The sequence below is a fragment of the Nocardia sp. NPDC055029 genome (assembly GCF_053608525.1).
Window position 1 is genome coordinate 38381 of sequence record NZ_JBSGVQ010000016.1, and the last position, 16059, is coordinate 54439.

Genomic DNA, 16059 nt, shown 5'->3' on the forward strand with positions numbered 1-16059 from the left:
TGGTGGGGTGACAGGGAACGGACGTTGTTACCCGCCCTGATAGAAATGGTTTGCGATCGGCCGCACCGGAGCCCGCACGAGATGCGGCGTGGTCACCTGGCCGCGAACACGCGCGTCAGCGCGCCGACGAGAAGGAGTCTTCGTGCCCAAGGGTGTTCCGGAGGTCGTGCCGGAGGACGGTCTGACGACACGGCAGCGGCGTAATCAGCCGGTGCTGGCCGTGCACACGGGCCCGGGCAAGGGGAAGTCCACCGCCGCGTTCGGGATGGCGTTGCGGGCCTGGAACCAGGGCTTCGACGTGGCCGTGTTCCAGTTCGTGAAGAGCGCCAAGTGGAAGGTCGGCGAGGAAGCCGCGTTCCGCACGCTCGGCACCGTGCACGAGCAGACCGGCGCCGGTGGCGCGGTCGAGTGGCACAAGATGGGCGAGGGCTGGTCGTGGACCCGTAAGCACGGCACCGAGGAGGATCACGCCGCCGCCGCGCTGTCGGGCTGGCAGGAGATCGCCCGCCGCCTGGCCGCCGAACAGCACCGCTTCTACGTGCTCGACGAGTTCACCTACCCGCTCAAGTGGGGCTGGGTCGACATCGACGAGGTCGTCGAGACGCTGACGAACCGTCCCGGCAATCAGCACGTCGTGATCACCGGCCGTGACGCACCGCAGGCGCTGATCGACGCCGCCGACCTGGTCACCGAGATGACGAAGGTCAAGCACCCGATGGACGCGGGCCGCAAGGGCCAGCGCGGTATCGAATGGTGACTGTCACCGTGACGGACGCGGGCCTCCCTGTCGCCTGGGCTCGGGGCCTGGGATGAGTGCACCAGCGGTGGTGATCGCCGCCCCGGCGTCCGGCAGTGGAAAAACGACTCTCGCCACCGGCCTGATCGGTGCGCTGCGCCGGGCCGGTCATCGGGTGGCGCCGTTCAAGGTCGGCCCCGACTACATCGACCCCGGCTATCACGGACTCGCTGCCGGGCGGCCCGGCCGCAATCTGGATCCCGTTCTGGTGGGCGAGGATCGGGTGGTCCCGCTGTACCGGCACGGCGCGCACGGCTGCGATATCGCCGTGGTCGAAGGCGTGATGGGCCTGTTCGACGGCCGGATCGACGAGAACCGCACCGAGGCGGTCGCCGAAGGCTCCACCGCACAGGTCGCGAGTCTGCTCGGCGCGCCCGTGGTGCTGGTGGTCGACGCGCGCGGGCACTCCCAGAGTTTGGCCGCACTGCTGCACGGCTTCGCCACCTTCGACTCCTCGGTCAGGTTGGGCGGGGTGATCCTCAACCGTGTCGGCAGTGAACGCCACGAGCAGGTCCTGCGCGCAGCGTGTGACCGCGTCGGCATCCCCGTTCTCGGCGCGCTGCCCCGTATGGCCGAATTGGAAGTCCCCTCACGGCATCTGGGCCTCATCCCCGCCGTCGAACACGGCACTGCCGCCACCGCCGCGGTCGACGCGATGACCGAACTCGTCGCGGCTCACATCGATCTGAAGGCGATCGTCGACCTCGCGGGTGGATCGGTCCAGGGCCCGGCCTGGGATCCTGCGGCGGAACTGGCCGCGGCCGACCACGCTCCCGGCGAAGCGCGCACGGGACCGGCCGCCGCAGTCGTCGGCACCGCAGGTGCTGGGGGAAGCCCGGTCGTCGACGGCGACCCTGTGCCAGAGCGGCGGGGCGCATCGGCTGGATCTGTGGGCGCGGCGGGTGCTCGGACCACGACGCCGGGCCCCGGTGCCACCGGCAGTGGCCCGCTGATAGCCATGGCGGGCGGACCGGCGTTCACCTTCGGGTACGCCGAACACCGCGAACTCCTGATCGCGGCGGGTGCCCAGGTGGTGGTCTTCGATCCGCTGACGGACGAACTACCCTCCGGCACCGCGGGATTGGTGCTGCCCGGCGGCTTCCCCGAGGAGCACGCGGGCGCACTGTCGGCCAACGAGAAACTGCGCACCGCCGTGGCCGAAGGCGCCACGCGCGACCTGCCGATCCACGCCGAATGCGCGGGCCTGCTCTACCTCACCCGCTCCCTCGACGGTCACCCGATGGCAGGCGTCATCGACGCCGACGCCGAATTCGGCCCCCGCCTGACCCTCGGCTACCGCGACGCGGTCGCACTGCACGACTCCACCCTCTGGCGCGCGGGCACCCGGGTCCGTGGCCACGAATTCCACCGCACCCGCCTCACCCGCACCGGCCCCGAGAACGCCGCCTGGGGCTGGCGCACAACAACTTCCGTCACCGAGGGTGCGGTGGTCCGCCAGGTCCACGCCTCCTACCTGCACACCCACCCGGCGGGAAACCCCGACGCCATCACCCGATTCGTCGCCGCCGCACGCCGATTCGATCACTGATGCGGAATCGACAGGCCCGCCGATGACCCAGCCTGCCGACGGTCCGTCGACGCCGCTCGAGGATTCGATACCGGCTCGCGGCGCACAACCTACGCCGCGCGGCAGAGGACCAGGACTACCGGCGGACAGCGGTGATCACCGGCGGCCGGATGAATTCGCCGATCCCGCACTGGTTGTCGGCCTCGGTTTCCGGCCGGGGACCCGAGCGGAACAGATCGTGCACGCGGTGGAATCGGTAGTCGGCGACACCGCCGCGATTTCGTGCCTGGCGACCATCGATCGGCGGGCGACCGAACCCGGCATCGAAGCGGCCGCGGGAACTTTCGGTATTCCGGTGATCGGCTTCAGCGCAGCGCAACTGGCGGAAACCGACGCACCGTACCGATCGCCTCTGACGGCACAGTTCGTCGGCACACCCAATGTCGCGGAGGCGGCGGCACTGCTGGCGGGAAGCGGCGAACTTGTTTGTGGCCGCACGGTTGTCGACGGCGTGGTGGTCGCCGTCGCGACAGCCGCCGGACGGCCGAATTAATTCGCTGGGCAGGATCGCGCACGCCCAGTACCGTCATGATCAGCAGCCGCACGGCGGACCGGATTCGATCGGTTACCACTGTCACTGGGGATGTCGCAGGTTCGAATCCTGCCCGCCACCGCATGGTGGTGGTAGCTCAGCCTGGTAGAGCACCTTCCGGTCGGGAACACACGCCCGCCGCGCGGCTGCGGTGCACTGGAGCAGGACGGGCCGGATTCGGCCGGTTATCTGGTACGACCTATGGTCCAGCAGGTTCGAGCCCTGCGGCGGAAAGCGATTTCCGTTTCCCGGCCGAGACACACATGTCCGTCCGCTCCGCGCACCGTCACACGCCCCGGTGGGTCCCGGGGCCGAAACAGCAACGCCGGTCTCTGTATCGGAGGGGGAACTATGAATATTCTGTCGCGCATTTCTCGTCGCAGCACGCCGCAGACCAGTCCTGCCGATTCCCGGCAGGTCGTCAACGACGCGGGCGGCTACGTCTTCGAGATCACCCCGCAGGCGCGGGTGCGCCGATTCCTGACCCTCGGAACGGAATCCGGCACGTACTACGTCAGTGCCGCGGCGCTGACCGCCGACAATGCCGACTTCATCGTCGAGTACGCCGCCGAGCACACCGCCGAGCTGGTGCGCGAGATCGTGGAGATCTCCACCGCGGGCCGCGCGCCGCGCCAGAATCCGGCGCTGTTCGCGCTGGCGGCCGCCGCCTCGCTCGGTGACGTCGACGGCCGCCGGGCCGCGCTCGCCGCACTGCCGCTGGTCGCGCGCACCGGCACCCACCTGTTCCTGTTCGCCGGCTACGCCGAGCAGTTCCGCGGCTGGGGTCGCGGCCTGTCCCGCGCGGTCGCGAAGTGGTACCTGGACAAGCCGGTCGGTGACCTGGCCTTCCAGGTCGTCAAGTACCGGCAGCGGGAAGGCTGGTCGCACCGTGACCTGCTGCGCCTGTCGCACCCGGCCACCGCCGAGGACGAGCGGCGCAGGCTGTTCGACTGGATCTGCGGTCGCACACCGGAACTAGACGGCCTCGCCCTGGTCGACGGTTTCCAGCGCGCGCAGTCCGCGCCGGTCGAGCAGGTGCCGGAGCTGGTGCGCGAGTACCGGCTGAGCTGGGAGATGCTGCCGAACGCCGCGCTGAGCGCACCGCAGGTGTGGGAGGCGTTGCTGGACAACGGTCTTCCGCTCACGGCACTGCTGCGCCAGCTGCCGCGCCTGACCCGGCTCGGTCTGCTCGACCCCCTCGGGCCGCGCACCGCCGCGATCTGCGCACAGCTCACCGACCCCGAGCGGCTGCGCAAGGCGCGTGTCCACCCGGTCTCGGTGCTGATCGCACTGCGCACCTACGCCGCGGGGCGTTCGGCGCGCGGCAGTGGCACCTGGACGCCGTCGGCACCGGTCGTCGACGCCCTCGACACCGCGTTCTACGCGGCCTTCGAGACGGTGCGGCCGACCGGCCTGCGCCACCTGCTGGCGCTGGACGTGTCCGCTTCGATGACCTCGCCGATCTCGGGCCTGCCGCTCTCGGCGCGCGAGGCCTCGGCCGCGCTCGCCCTGGTCACCGCACGTACCGAGGAGCGGCACCAGATCGTCGGGTTCACCTCGGCGGGCGCGGGCTGGCAAGGAGCCCGCGATCTGTCCCCGCTGGCGATATCGCCACGGCAGCGTCTCGACGACGCCGTGCGCGCGGTGTCGGGTCTGCCGTTCGGCGGCACCGACTGCTCGCTGCCCATCCTGCACGCGCTGGACAAGGGCATCGAGGTGGACGTGTTCTCGATCTGGACCGACAACGAGACCTGGGCAGGCGCGGTGCACCCGCACCAGGCGCTGGCCCGCTACCGCCGCGAGGTGAACCCGCGGGCCAAGCTCGTGGTGGTCGGGATGACCGCGACGAAGTTCAGCATCGCCGATCCCGACGACGCGGGCATGCTCGACGTGGCGGGTTTCGATGCCGCCGTTCCGTCGCTGCTGGCTGACTTCGCCACGGCCGCATAGGAAATCGGAGCCGCCGCGACCTCGTTGTCGCGGCGGCGCCTATCCTCTCGCGCGAAGGATCGGTTGCCTCAGGGGGCGACCGAGGACCAATCGGCGAAACCGGTGGGGTCGTGGCGGCCCATCGAGGCGTGCTCGAACAGGCCCCAGCCTTCGGCGTCGCCGCAGCGGGCGAAGCCGATGTGGTCGATCACGCCGTAGGGGGTGCGGGCGACGATCGCGGGGTCGGTGAGGTCGTAGGCGCTCGACAGCGACCAGTCGCGGCCCATCCAGCGGCCGTGGGTCCAGTCGGGGTCGGGGCCGTAACCGCAGCCGACGTGCAGGGCGATGCCGGGGCGGGACTCGATCTCGACCTCGAGGGGCTTGCCGTCGGGCGTGGTCATGTCGAGGCGCACCGACTTCGGGTGCCGGGTGCCCGGCTCGTAGGTCCAGTGCATCCGGGGCCAGCCCAGCTGTTCCTTGCGGCCGTCGTTCCAGATCCGGACCGCGTTGTTGAGGGTGCGGGTGCCGTCGGGGTCCTCCTGGACGATCACCACGATGGCGAACTCCTCGAACCGCAGCGGCGCGTACAGCCACCAGAACCCGCCGGCGCCCTCGGACGCGGCGCGGCCGGGCGGCTCCGGCTCACCCGAGGGACGGATGCCCCAGGAGCGGTCGCGGCTGCCGGTCCACACCGCCGGATCGACCGTGTAGTCGCGGCCGTCGACGGCGAGAGTGCCTGCCCAGGAACCCAATTGGGCGAACCGGGAAGCCTCGATGATCGGCCGGGTACCGGACAGGATCAGGTGCGGCTGCTCCTGCACGGCCGGGTGCGCGCCGGTCCAGGTGAGGTCGAAGCCGAGGTCGTCGTGCTCGCACACCACCCGTAGCTTGTGCAGCGGCTCGATCACCTCGATCCGGTAGCCGCCCACCGCCGTGGTCAGATCGCGGGAGGCGAGCGCGTCGGAGAACCGCACGCTGCGCTGGGTGTCACCGTGGCGCACCGTCGCGAACGCGTCGACCACGCCCAGGTTCGGGTACACGCCGAATCCGGTGATCAGCATGCTGTCGCCGGCCGGGTCGAAGGCGTTGAAGTAGTAGCGGTCGTAGAAGTTGCGGTCGCTGGTGGCCACCCGGGCCAGCGACAGCGGGGTCTGATGGACCGGGTATTCGTCCAGGGGGACGGGCATGATCGCGTTCATTGTCGTGTCTCCTTCTCAGTCCCACTCGTAGGTGCCGTCGAGCAGTGCCTCGAGGCTGAGCCGGTGCATCACGTAGTCGTCGAGCTCGGCGGGCACGGTGTCCTCACCGAAGTGGATCATCCTGCGCTTGATCCTGGCCATCACGATCGCGTGCCGCAGCGCCGCGTAGATGATGTAGAAGTCGAGATCCTGGACCGTGTGCCCGGTCAGCTCCTCGTACTTCGCGACCGCCGCGTCCTTGCGCAGGAAGTCAGGCAAGCCGGGCTGATCGAAGCGGGTGGCGATGTCCTGGAAGAAGCGATGGATGAAGATCACCCAGCCCAGGTCGAGCTCGCGCGGGCCGAAGGTGGCCATCTCCCAGTCCAGGACCGCGGCGGGGGTGAACCCGTCGAACAGGATGTTGCCGGGGCGGGCGTCGCCCCAGTTCAGCACGTCGGGGCCGGTCTCGGCGGGCCAGTTGGCTTCGAGCCAGTCGAAGGTCCGCTCGATCAGCGGGATCCGCACGCCGTCGTCGGTCAGCGCCCACCGGTACCAGTCGCGCTGGGCCTCGAAGTGCCTGCGCAGCGCCGAACCCTCGCCGTCGAGCAGCGGGAAGCGGCGGGTGATGTCGTCGATCGCGTGGACGCGGGCGATCACGTCGACGGTCGCGTCGGCGATCTGCTCGCGCTCGGCCACGGTCGCGTCGAACACCCAGCCGAAGAACACGTACGGCGGGTTGTCGGCTGCCACCCGGCCCTCGGCCTTTTCCATGACGAAGAACGGTGTGCCGAACACGGATTCGTCGAGTTCGAGCCAGCGCAGCGGCGGTACCGCGACGTCGGAGGCCTCGGCGACCCCGGCCATCACCTGGTACTGCAGCGGCAGGTCGTAGGACTGGAACACCGGGAACGAGCCGTCCTCGGGCGCCATCCTGGCCACGAACGAACCGCCCCCGGCGACACCGTCGACCGACCACTCGGCGTCGAACAGGATGGTGGTGCTCGACATGCCGCCGGTGGACGGCTTGCTCAGATTGCCGACCTTCGGCGGTGCGTCGGCGCCGACCTTGCCGGCCAGCCACTGCGACAACTGCTCGGCGAGTTCGTCGAGATCACGCTCGGTGACGGTGAGCGACTGTTGTGCGGTGAGGTCCGGATCGTCGGACATGTGTACCCCTGTCGGCAAGTTGAAACACGTTCGATACCGGCGTACCGGAAGACCGACCGGAATGCCTAGCGGGCCGTCGGTGAGTGAGATTCAGGGTTGACACCGCAAAGATCGGGGTTTTCCCCGACGCGCCCGCTCGCGACGCCGATTAGCTTCGGTAGCAATCGAACTCGACGAGGAGGCAACGGTGACCGCCGTGATCACGGAGCGTGCCGACGACGACATCGCGAGCCCGCCGCCACCCGCGCCGACCTGGCACCCGGTGACGCGGCTCGCCTTCCGGTTCACTGTCGCCTACCTGGGTCTGTTCTGTCTGTGGATGGCGCAGATCAGCTTCGTCTTCCTCGGTGTGCTCGCGCTGCAACTGCCCGAGGAGGCGATCGCGTGGCAAATGCTCTCGCTCGCGCCGGTGAGTGGCTGGATCGGCGAGCACGTCTTCGGCGTGGAGGCGGAGCTGGCCATGAACGGCAGCGGCGATCAGGCCGCGATCTGGATCCAGTGCGGTCTGGTGCTGGTGGCGGCCGTGCTGATCACCGTCGTCTGGTCGGTGCTCGACCGGCGCAGGCTCGCCTATCCCCGGCTGCTGAGCTGGTTCCTCACGGTGCTGCGGCTGTGTGTCGGCGGGCAGATGCTGTTCTACGGGTTCGCCAAGCTCATCCCGACCCAGATGCCGGAGCCCGCGCTCACCACGTTGCTCACGCGAGTCGGCGACCTGAGCCCGATGTCGATGCTGTGGACACAGGTCGGGTCCTCGCCCGCCTACGAGATGGCGCTGGGCGGGGCCGAGGTACTCGCCGGTCTGCTGCTGTTCTGGGCGCGTACCGCGACGCTGGGCGCGATGCTCAGCGTGATCAGCATGGCGCAGGTGTTCCTGCTGAACCTGACCTTCGACGTGCCGGTGAAGATGCTGTCCGGGCATCTGCTGCTGATGAGCCTGGTGCTGCTCGCTCCGCAGGCTCGCAGACTCGCGAATGTGCTGGTGCTGGAGCGTGATTCGGGGCCGATGGTGCAGCCGCCGCTGTTCGGCTCGGCGCGTAGGAACCGGTGGGCGGCCGTGGTCCAGGTCGCGGCCGGGCTGTGGGTCACGGGAGGATTGATCTACCTCGCCACGCAGCAATGGGACGAATACGGCGGTGGCGCACCGAAACCCGAGCTGTACGGCATCTGGGAGGTCGCCGAGTTCACCGCCGAGGCGAGCCCGGTGCCGCCGTTGACCACCGATCCGGTGCGCTGGCAGCGCCTGATCATCGATGCGGGCTCGGCAGGCTATCAGCGGATGGACGATTCGGTCGTGCCGGTGGTCGCCACGTTCGACACCGAGGCGCACACGATGACGCTGGCCGCCGCACCGTCCGCACCGGGCGGGCCGCCGGCGGCCACCACGACCTTCACCGTCGACCGGTCCGCCGACGACCGGCTGACGCTGCGGGGCGAGCTCGACGGCCGCCCGGTGACGGTCACGCTCGACCGCCTTGATCTCGACAGTTTCCCGTTGCGTGGCACGGACTTCCGCTGGGTGCAGAACAACCCCTACGTCGGCTGAGGTCGGCAGGTGACCACCGAGCGTCGCCGTGGAAGACGGCAGGCAGCGGCTCGCCGACGCGGATGTCGGCGGGCCCATTCGGTGTCCGGCGGGCCAGGAACTAGGCTCCGACATTGTGCCGAACACGTCTGACACCGCATCGACCCCGCCCACCGGAGACCCGAACTACCTGGTCGGGCTCGATCTGCGTGGGCGCAGAGTCGTCGTGGTCGGCGGCGGTACGGTCGCCCAGCGCAGGCTCGGTCTGCTGGTGGCCTCCGGCGCGGAGGTCCACGTGGTCAGCAAGGCGGTCACCCCGGCCGTCGAGGGCATGGCGACCGCCGGCCAGCTCACCGTCGAGCTGCGCGCCTACGCCGACGGCGATCTCGACGGCGCCTGGTACGCGATGGCCTGCACCGACGAACCCGAGACCAATGCCGCGGTGGTCGCCGAGGCGACGGCGAGGCGGATCTTCTGCGTGCGCGCCGACGTCGCCCGCGACGGCACCGCCGTCACTCCGGCCACCGCGCGCTACGACGGGCTGACCCTGGGCGTGCTGGCCGGTGGGGCGCATCGGCGCTCGGCCGCGGTGCGCAACGGGCTGCTCGAAGCGCTGCAATCGGGCGTGGTGACCGATGATTCGGAGCCGGTGACCCCCGGTGTCGCCCTCGTCGGCGGCGGACCGGGCGATCCCGACCTGATCACCGTGCGTGGTCGCAGGCTGCTCGCGCGCGCGGATCTGGTGGTCGCCGACCGGCTCGCGCCGCCGGAACTGCTCGCCGAGCTGGGCCCGCATGTCGAGGTGATCGACGCCGCGAAGATCCCGTACGGCCGGTCGATGGCGCAGGAGGCGATCAACCTCGCGCTCGTCGAGGGCGCCAAGGCGGGCAAGTTCGTCGTCCGGCTCAAGGGCGGCGACCCGTATGTGTTCGGCCGCGGCTACGAGGAGCTCGAGGCCTGCGCCGAGGCGGGCATCCCGGTGACGGTGGTGCCCGGCATCACCAGCCCGATCTCGGTGCCCGGCGCCGCGGGCATCCCGGTGACCCATCGCGGCGTGACCCACGAGTTCGTCGTGGTCAGCGGGCACGTCGCCCCCGACCATCCCGATTCGCTCGTCGACTGGGCCGCGCTGGCCAAGTTGCGCGGCACCCTCGTGCTGATGATGGCGGTGGAACGGATCGACAAGTTCGCCGACGCGCTGCTCGCCGGTGGCCGCCCGGCCGATACCCCGGCCGCGATCATCCAGGAGGGCACGCTGCGCACCCAGCGGGTGGTCCGTGCCGATCTGGCCACCGTCGCCGCGAAGGTCAAGTCCGAGGGCATCCGCCCGCCCGCGATCATCGTCATCGGCCCGACGGCCGGTTTCGGGCTGGACTAGCTTCACGGGCCGCGCACCCGTGCGTTGCCACCCCGCCAATTACACTGCCTCGTTGTGCTCGAGAAACCCGCTGCGACGATGCAGTATCCGGTGACGAAGCGGGCCTTCGGCCTCGCCATCCTCGTACTGAGCGGCCTGCAGTTCATGGTCGTGCTCGACGGCACCGTCGTAATCTTCGCGCTGCCGCGGTTGCAGGAGGAGATGGGGCTGTCCAGTTCGGGCAGCGCGTGGACGGTGACCTCCTACGGCCTGACCTTCGCGGGGTTGATGCTGCTCGGCGGCAGGCTCGGTGACGCGTTCGGCCGCAAACGCATGCTCATCTACGGCGTCGGGCTGTTCACGGCCGCCTCGCTGGCCTGCGGCCTGGCCACCGGTGAGGCGATGCTGCTGATCTCGCGCGCCTTCCAGGGCGCTGGCGCCGCGATCGCGGCGCCGACCGCGTTCGCGCTGGTCGCGACGACCTTCGCGCCGGGCCCGGCCAGGAACCAGGCGATCGCGATCGTCGGGTCGATGGCAGGCATCGGCTCGGTCGGCGGCCTGGTCGTCGGTGGTGCGCTCACCGAGTTCTCCTGGCGCTGGATCTTCCTGATCAATGTGCCGATCGGCGCGCTGATCGTGCTCGGCGCGATCTACAAGCTCACCGACACCGCCCACCACCGCACTCCGCTCGACATCAAGGGCGCGATCCTGGGCACGCTAGCCTGCGCGACGATCGTGTTCGGCGCGACCGAGGGCCCGGCGATGGGCTGGGACAGTCCGGTGATCCTCGGCTCGCTGATCGGCGGGTTCGCGCTGCTGGTGGTCTTCGTGCTCACCGAGCGCCGCCAGTCCGATCCGCTGCTGCCGTGGTCGCTGTTCGACAGCCGCGACCGGGTCGCCACCTTCGCGCTGATCTTCCTGGCGGGCGCGGTACTGGGCGCGATGACGTTCTTCGTCGCCCAGCTGCTGCAGAACGTGCTCGGTTACAGCCCGCTGCAGGCCGGTGTCGCCTCGATCCCGTTCACCATCGGCATCGGTGTCGGTGGCGCGGTGGCGTCCAAGGCGGCGCTGGTGATCGCGCCGCGCTGGCTGCTGTCGGCGGCGGCGGTCGTGCTGGCCTGCGGGCTGCTGTTCGGGTCGACGCTGGACCGGCACGTGCAGTACCTGCCGACCCTGCTGGCGCTGCTGCTGGTGATCGGCTTCGGTGTCGGTGTCGCCATCGTGCTGGCGCCGCTGTGTGTGCTGGTCGGGGTGCCGCCGTCGAACATCGGCCCGCTCTCGGCGGTCGGCCAGATGTTTATGAGCCTGGCGACGCCGATCGCGATCGGCCTGCTCAGCCCGATCGCCGCCTCGCGCACCCTCTCGCTCGGCGGCCGCGACGGCTTGGCCGCGAACATGACCCCGGCCGAGATCGACGCGCTCAACAGCGGGTACGCGCTGGTGCTGCTGGTGTGCTCCGGGCTGGCGGTGCTGGCCGCGCTCGTCGCGCTGAGCTTGCGCTACACCCCGCAGCAGCTGGTGCAGGCCCAGCACGCGCAGGAAGAGGCCCAGCGCAGCTGATCACAGGCGACCGGCGACCCGGCGCGGGGTGATCCGGACGATGACGCGCTCCCCGTCGTGCACGGAGGCGGGATTGAACTCGCGGTAGGGCTTGCCGGTGTATTTGAGCGACATCTCGTCGGGCAGCTCGCGCTCCGGATCGGGGACGGTCGTCGCCGTGCCACGGATCTCGGCGTAGAGGAACGGCCGCTCCGGCGGGTTCACCATCACCGTGATCCGGGGGTCGCGCACCAGGTTCTTGGCCTGCTGCCGCTCGACGGTGGTGGAGAACAGCAGGTCGTCGCCATCGCGTTTGATCCAGACCACGGTCAGGTGCGGATGCCCGTTCGCTCCGAGCGTGGCGACGGTCGCGTAGACCTTCTCCTCGTCCAGATATGACTTCAGCTCATCGGAAAGCACTGCGGTATCGGTCACGCTGCGGAAGAACGTCCCGGAGTTCCCCGGCATTCCCGCCGCGGCCCGACGGCACCGGAATATCGCTCGTGCCATGGCATTTCCGGTGGCATCGGATCGGTACCGGAATCGTCACACCGAAACCGGTTGTCGGGTGGCGTGGGTCGGCCGAAACTGGAACCATGACGTCGTCATTGGATCTGCTCGATCGCTGGACCGCCTTGGCAGGCCCGGACTCCGTACAGCTCGGGGCCGGGATCATCGCCAGATACGCCGAGCCCCACCGCCGATATCACACCGTCGCCCACCTGCGGACGATGCTCCATGCGATCGATGAATTGGCCGACAGCGCAACCGATATCGACGCCGTCCGCTACGCCGCCTTCTTCCATGACGCGATCTACGCTGTCGACCGGGCCGACAACGAGGAGCGCAGTGCCGACCTCGCGCGTGACGTCCTCGAATCCCTCGGCGCCGGAAAGGAACTCGTCGCCGAGGTGGTGCGGCTCGTGCTGCTCACGCGCGGGCACGACTCCGAAGCGGGCGACGCCAATGGCGCGGTGCTCTGCGATGCCGACCTGGTCGTGCTCGGAGGCGACCCGGACAGCTACGCGGCCTACGCCGCCGCCGTGCGGGTCGAGTACGGGCACGTGCCCGACGATCTGTTCCGCTCCGGTCGCGCGGCGGTGTTGCGGGCGATCGCGAATCAGCCGGTTCTGTTCCGGACCGCGGCGGCGCGCGCCCGCTACGAGGAGCGGGCGCGCGCGAATCTGGCGGCGGAGCTGGCGCAGCTCACGGGATAGCGCTGCTCAGTGCAGACCCTGCGCGGCGGCCATCCTGGCCATCGCCTGCGGGCCGGGGTGGTACTGCACCCGGTAGCGGATCGGGAAGAGGCCGGGCACGGGCACCAGGTCGACTTCGGTGGCAAGCACGTGCCACGGCCCGACGAAGGTGGCGCCGGTGTCGACGTTGGTCAACGTGACATTGTGGGCGTGCGGTAGCAGTGTCGGGACGGTGTCGGTCCAGGGCGCGACGGTGGTTTCGATGCCGTCGGGGCCGCGGGTGTGTAGCAGTGTCGCGGCGTGGTCCTCGATGAGCTCCGCCTCGAGGTCGGCGCGGAGTCCGTCGTGCTGCATGGCGTACGTCTGGGCGGCCAGCGTCGATTCGGCCGATCGGATCGCGGGCCACGCCGGGTGGTGCCTCGGCACCGTGAACGGGACGAGCCTGCCGTGCTCGTCGAGGGTGTAGGGCACCGGCGACACCGGGCGCACCGCGTCGTCGAACAACCCGCGTGCGACCTCGACCAGCTCACGCACCCGCTGCGGTGAGGTCGCGAAACCGACGAACACTCCGACATTGCCCGGCACGAAGACGATCGGCAGCGCACCGGCTTTCGCGCCGAGACCGGCGATCCAGCCCGCGGCGAGCGGCAGCGCGCCCGCGTACATCTCACCGTCCTCGTCGGCCAGGTACAGCACGCCCTCCGCCGGATCGAAGACATCGATGATCGCCGAGCCGAGTTCGGTCATGTTGGCGCGTGCGGTCTCGAACACGGTGTCCGCGTCGACGCCCCAGGTCGCCAGGTGTTGCGGCGTCACGGATTCCATCGACGCCGGATTGTCGATCACCACCCGTTCCATCAGGCAGGGGAGCAGCGGTCGCCAGAGGGTGTTCTCGGCGATCGACAGGCCCTGCACCCGCGCCGCCAGTTCGCCCGCCTGCCGGATCACCGGTCGCAGACGTGGCGCGACGGCCGCCCAGGCTAGACCGGACGAGTCGTCGCCGAGATTGTCGATCAGGCGGTTCAGCTGGAACATCAGGACATCACCCGCGAGTTCCCGCGGTGCCGCGCTGACGGAACGGTACGGGGTGGCCAGGCCTATCCGTGCCCAGCCGCCCGCCGGGGTGGCGTACGTGATCGCGAACTCCGCCGCATCGAACTCGGCGGAGACGATGCCGGGGCGCGCCCGCACGATCGCCAGCGCCCACTCGCCGAACGCCGCGTAGTCGTCGGAATCGCTCCTCTGCTTTCCGAAAACGCCACTGAGAAAACCCATTCGAGCCCTGCTCCACTCCACTGTTGGCCCCTGACCCGGACGGGGCAACGATGCGCCGTCGCGATGCCACGGGGCCGGATCGCTGTCACGTTCTCCCGGGCGAGCCTCAGCAGAACCGGCGAACATTACCCGCATCGGGTGCGAATTGCACTGTGGGACAAAGAATCACGGCTTCGTCGTGGCCAGGTGGGCTGTCGGAGGCGTAGGTCAGCGGTGGAGCACGCCGCTGGATTCGACGGCGGCGGAGATGAGTTCGGCGACGCCGCGCTGGCCGGCCAGGGTCGGGTGGTAGGGGAGCAGGGTCTGGTCGGCGACGAGCGGGTCGAACCAGCGCACGGCCGGGTCGGCGCACATGCCGAGTGCGGGCGAGGCCGCGATCGTGTCGATGTACACGGCGCCGTGCGCGGCCGCCTCGCGGGCGACGACGGTGTTGAGGCGGGCGAACTTGGACTGGATGTAGGCGGCGTCGGCGGGGAGCAGACCGAGCATGGCCGGGCAGCTCGTCTCGCCGAGGTAGGTCGGCCAGCCGTCGACGAAGATTCGCGCGTCGGGGGCGCGGCGGGCGATGTCGGCGAGTGCGGTGGCGTAGGCGGGGGCGATCGCGTCGATCTTGCGGTCCCACTCCGGATCCGCCGCCGCCGCGCAGCCGCCGGATGTCGCGGCCGCGTGGCAGCTCAATATGTACTCGGTCATGTCGGCGTCGTTGGCGCCGATGTGCACGGTGACGATCTCGGTCGCGGGCCCCAGCGCGTCGAATTGCGGTCCGATACCGGGTGTTTGGGAGGCGTAGAGATCGGAGATCTTCGCGGAGCTGCAGGTGCGGTCGTCCAGGGCGAGGCCGAGGCGCTCGGCGACCAGCCGGGGAGCATTGTGGGTGGAGCGCACGCACCGCAGGGGCGCCCCGAGGTCGAGATTCGCGGCACCGGTGGTCGCGGCGCCGGAATCACCGAGTGCGACATAGGCCGTCCCGTTAGCGACCGGGGGCTCGGCCTGCGCCGGGACGAGCGGCAACGCCGCGAGCGTCGATGCCGCGGCGAGCGCGCGCAGGCTGTTCTTCATCGAACGGCGGGGATCCACATCGCGAAGAGTAAGGCTATGTGTCCCGCGCCACAACCTTCGCCGCCGACAGGACAAGGAAGCACCCGCCGGCTGTGTCGACGCACCCGCCGGGGCCAGGCTGACCTGCACCGGGTCCCGGCGGCCGTCGACGTCCGGTCCACCCGTCAGAGCGCGGTGAGCATCTCCGCGGCCAATTTCGCCGAGGACGCGGGGTTCTGGCCGGTGTAGAGGTTGCGGTCGACCTGGATGTGCGGCGCCCACGGCTCGCCCTCGCGGTAGTCGACGCCAAGGGCGAGCAGGCGATCCTGCAGCAGCCACTTCGCCTTGTCGGCGAAACCCGCCTGGGTCTCCTCGGCGTTGCTGAACGCGGCGACGCGGTACCCGGCGAAGGGGGAGTCGCCGGTGGCGTCGGCGGTGGCGAGCAGGGCTGCGGGGGCGTGGCAGACGACGCCGAGCGGTTTGCCGGAGGCGAGGGCGTCGGTGAGAAGTTTGCCGGAGACGGGGTCGACGGCGAGGTCTTCCATCGGGCCGTGGCCGCCGGGGTAGAAGACAGCGTCGTAGTCGGCGAGGTCGACGTCGGCCAGCGAGATCGGCTGCCGCAAGGCGGTGGCGCCGGACAGGACATCGGCGACGGCGGCCGCACCGTCGGCGCCGCCGTTCGCGTCGGCGGCCAGGCTCGCCTGGTCGACCGTCGGGACCACGCCGCCCGGGGTCGCCACCGTGACGAGGTGGCCCGCGCCGGTGAACGCCTCGTAGGGCGCGGCGAACTCCTCGGCCCAGTACCCGGTGGGGTGCTCGGTGCCGTCCGCGAGGGTCCAGTGGTCGGCGCCGGTGAGGACGAACAGGATGTGTGCCATCGGATTCCTTACTCCAGTTCAACGGGTTTCGTGACGACCGGTCGTAGTTCCCACGCTAGGGACA

14 protein-coding genes and 1 tRNA gene are annotated in these 16059 nt (G+C 70.0%); 9 read left to right on the top strand and 6 right to left on the bottom strand.

What is annotated here, in order from left to right:
- Nucleotides 1-142 precede the first annotated feature (142 nt).
- The 5 genes from cobO to ACWF9G_RS16405 all read left to right on the top strand — a co-directional run bounded on the left by cobO (nucleotide 143) and on the right by ACWF9G_RS16405 (nucleotide 4866).
- Entirely contained in the window at nucleotides 143-757 is a 615-nt protein-coding gene (gene cobO, locus ACWF9G_RS16385; RefSeq protein WP_379084236.1) for a cob(I)yrinic acid a,c-diamide adenosyltransferase, read from the top strand.
- Nucleotides 758-809: 52 nt separating this feature from the next.
- Nucleotides 810-2345: a cobyrinate a,c-diamide synthase gene (locus tag ACWF9G_RS16390; RefSeq protein ID WP_452516150.1), complete on the top strand. Its 1536-nt coding sequence runs from the start codon at nucleotides 810-812 to the stop codon at nucleotides 2343-2345.
- Between the two features lie 22 nt (nucleotides 2346-2367).
- Nucleotides 2368-2877 (top strand): cobalamin biosynthesis protein, encoded by a 510-nt coding sequence (locus ACWF9G_RS16395; RefSeq protein WP_452516152.1) that lies wholly within the window; start codon nucleotides 2368-2370, stop codon nucleotides 2875-2877.
- Between the two features lie 52 nt (nucleotides 2878-2929).
- Nucleotides 2930-2995 (top strand) — tRNA-Asp (locus ACWF9G_RS16400).
- A 272-nt stretch (nucleotides 2996-3267) separates the two neighbouring features.
- Nucleotides 3268-4866, top strand: coding sequence for a TROVE domain-containing protein (locus ACWF9G_RS16405; protein WP_452516153.1), 1599 nt, complete (start codon nucleotides 3268-3270; stop codon nucleotides 4864-4866).
- Between the two features lie 68 nt (nucleotides 4867-4934).
- On the opposite strand, the gene ACWF9G_RS16410 is transcribed toward ACWF9G_RS16405, so the two are convergent.
- Both ACWF9G_RS16410 and ACWF9G_RS16415 read right to left on the bottom strand, forming a co-directional pair.
- Entirely contained in the window at nucleotides 4935-6044 is a 1110-nt protein-coding gene (locus tag ACWF9G_RS16410) for a hypothetical protein (protein ID WP_452516155.1), read from the bottom strand.
- A gap of 15 nt (nucleotides 6045-6059) precedes the next feature.
- Nucleotides 6060-7190 carry a phosphotransferase family protein gene (locus ACWF9G_RS16415; protein WP_452516156.1) on the bottom strand — a complete coding sequence of 377 codons (1131 nt, stop codon included), beginning with the start codon at nucleotides 7188-7190 and terminating at the stop codon, nucleotides 6060-6062.
- A gap of 187 nt (nucleotides 7191-7377) precedes the next feature.
- Here ACWF9G_RS16415 and ACWF9G_RS16420 point away from each other — a divergent pair, with 187 nt between their 5' ends.
- The 3 genes from ACWF9G_RS16420 to ACWF9G_RS16430 all read left to right on the top strand — a co-directional run bounded on the left by ACWF9G_RS16420 (nucleotide 7378) and on the right by ACWF9G_RS16430 (nucleotide 11629).
- Nucleotides 7378-8733 carry a DoxX family protein gene (locus ACWF9G_RS16420; RefSeq protein WP_452516158.1) on the top strand — a complete coding sequence of 452 codons (1356 nt, stop codon included), beginning with the start codon at nucleotides 7378-7380 and terminating at the stop codon, nucleotides 8731-8733.
- 115 nt (nucleotides 8734-8848) lie between these two features.
- Nucleotides 8849-10090, top strand: a complete 1242-nt coding sequence (gene cobA / locus ACWF9G_RS16425) for a uroporphyrinogen-III C-methyltransferase (RefSeq protein ID WP_452516160.1) — start codon at nucleotides 8849-8851, stop codon at nucleotides 10088-10090.
- Nucleotides 10091-10168: 78 nt separating this feature from the next.
- Entirely contained in the window at nucleotides 10169-11629 is a 1461-nt protein-coding gene (locus ACWF9G_RS16430) for an MFS transporter (RefSeq protein ID WP_452516217.1), read from the top strand.
- On the opposite strand, the gene ACWF9G_RS16435 is transcribed toward ACWF9G_RS16430, so the two are convergent.
- Entirely contained in the window at nucleotides 11630-12043 is a 414-nt protein-coding gene (locus ACWF9G_RS16435; protein ID WP_379308505.1) for a PPOX class F420-dependent oxidoreductase, read from the bottom strand.
- Nucleotides 12044-12204: 161 nt separating this feature from the next.
- Between ACWF9G_RS16435 and ACWF9G_RS16440 the strand changes: the two genes are divergently transcribed.
- The gene (locus ACWF9G_RS16440; RefSeq protein ID WP_452516162.1) at nucleotides 12205-12825 is read left to right on the top strand and encodes an HD domain-containing protein; all 621 of its coding nucleotides are present in this window, start codon (nucleotides 12205-12207) and stop codon (nucleotides 12823-12825) included.
- 6 nt (nucleotides 12826-12831) lie between these two features.
- On the opposite strand, the gene ACWF9G_RS16445 is transcribed toward ACWF9G_RS16440, so the two are convergent.
- The 3 genes from ACWF9G_RS16445 to ACWF9G_RS16455 form a co-directional block, all read right to left on the bottom strand.
- Entirely contained in the window at nucleotides 12832-14079 is a 1248-nt protein-coding gene (locus ACWF9G_RS16445; RefSeq protein ID WP_452516164.1) for a hypothetical protein, read from the bottom strand.
- Nucleotides 14080-14286: 207 nt separating this feature from the next.
- Nucleotides 14287-15156 carry an SGNH/GDSL hydrolase family protein gene (locus ACWF9G_RS16450; RefSeq protein ID WP_452516165.1) on the bottom strand — a complete coding sequence of 290 codons (870 nt, stop codon included), beginning with the start codon at nucleotides 15154-15156 and terminating at the stop codon, nucleotides 14287-14289.
- 146 nt (nucleotides 15157-15302) lie between these two features.
- On the bottom strand, nucleotides 15303-15995 hold the full coding sequence (locus ACWF9G_RS16455) for a type 1 glutamine amidotransferase domain-containing protein (RefSeq protein ID WP_379309447.1): 693 nt from the start codon (nucleotides 15993-15995) through the stop codon (nucleotides 15303-15305).
- Nucleotides 15996-16059: the final 64 nt, after the last annotated feature.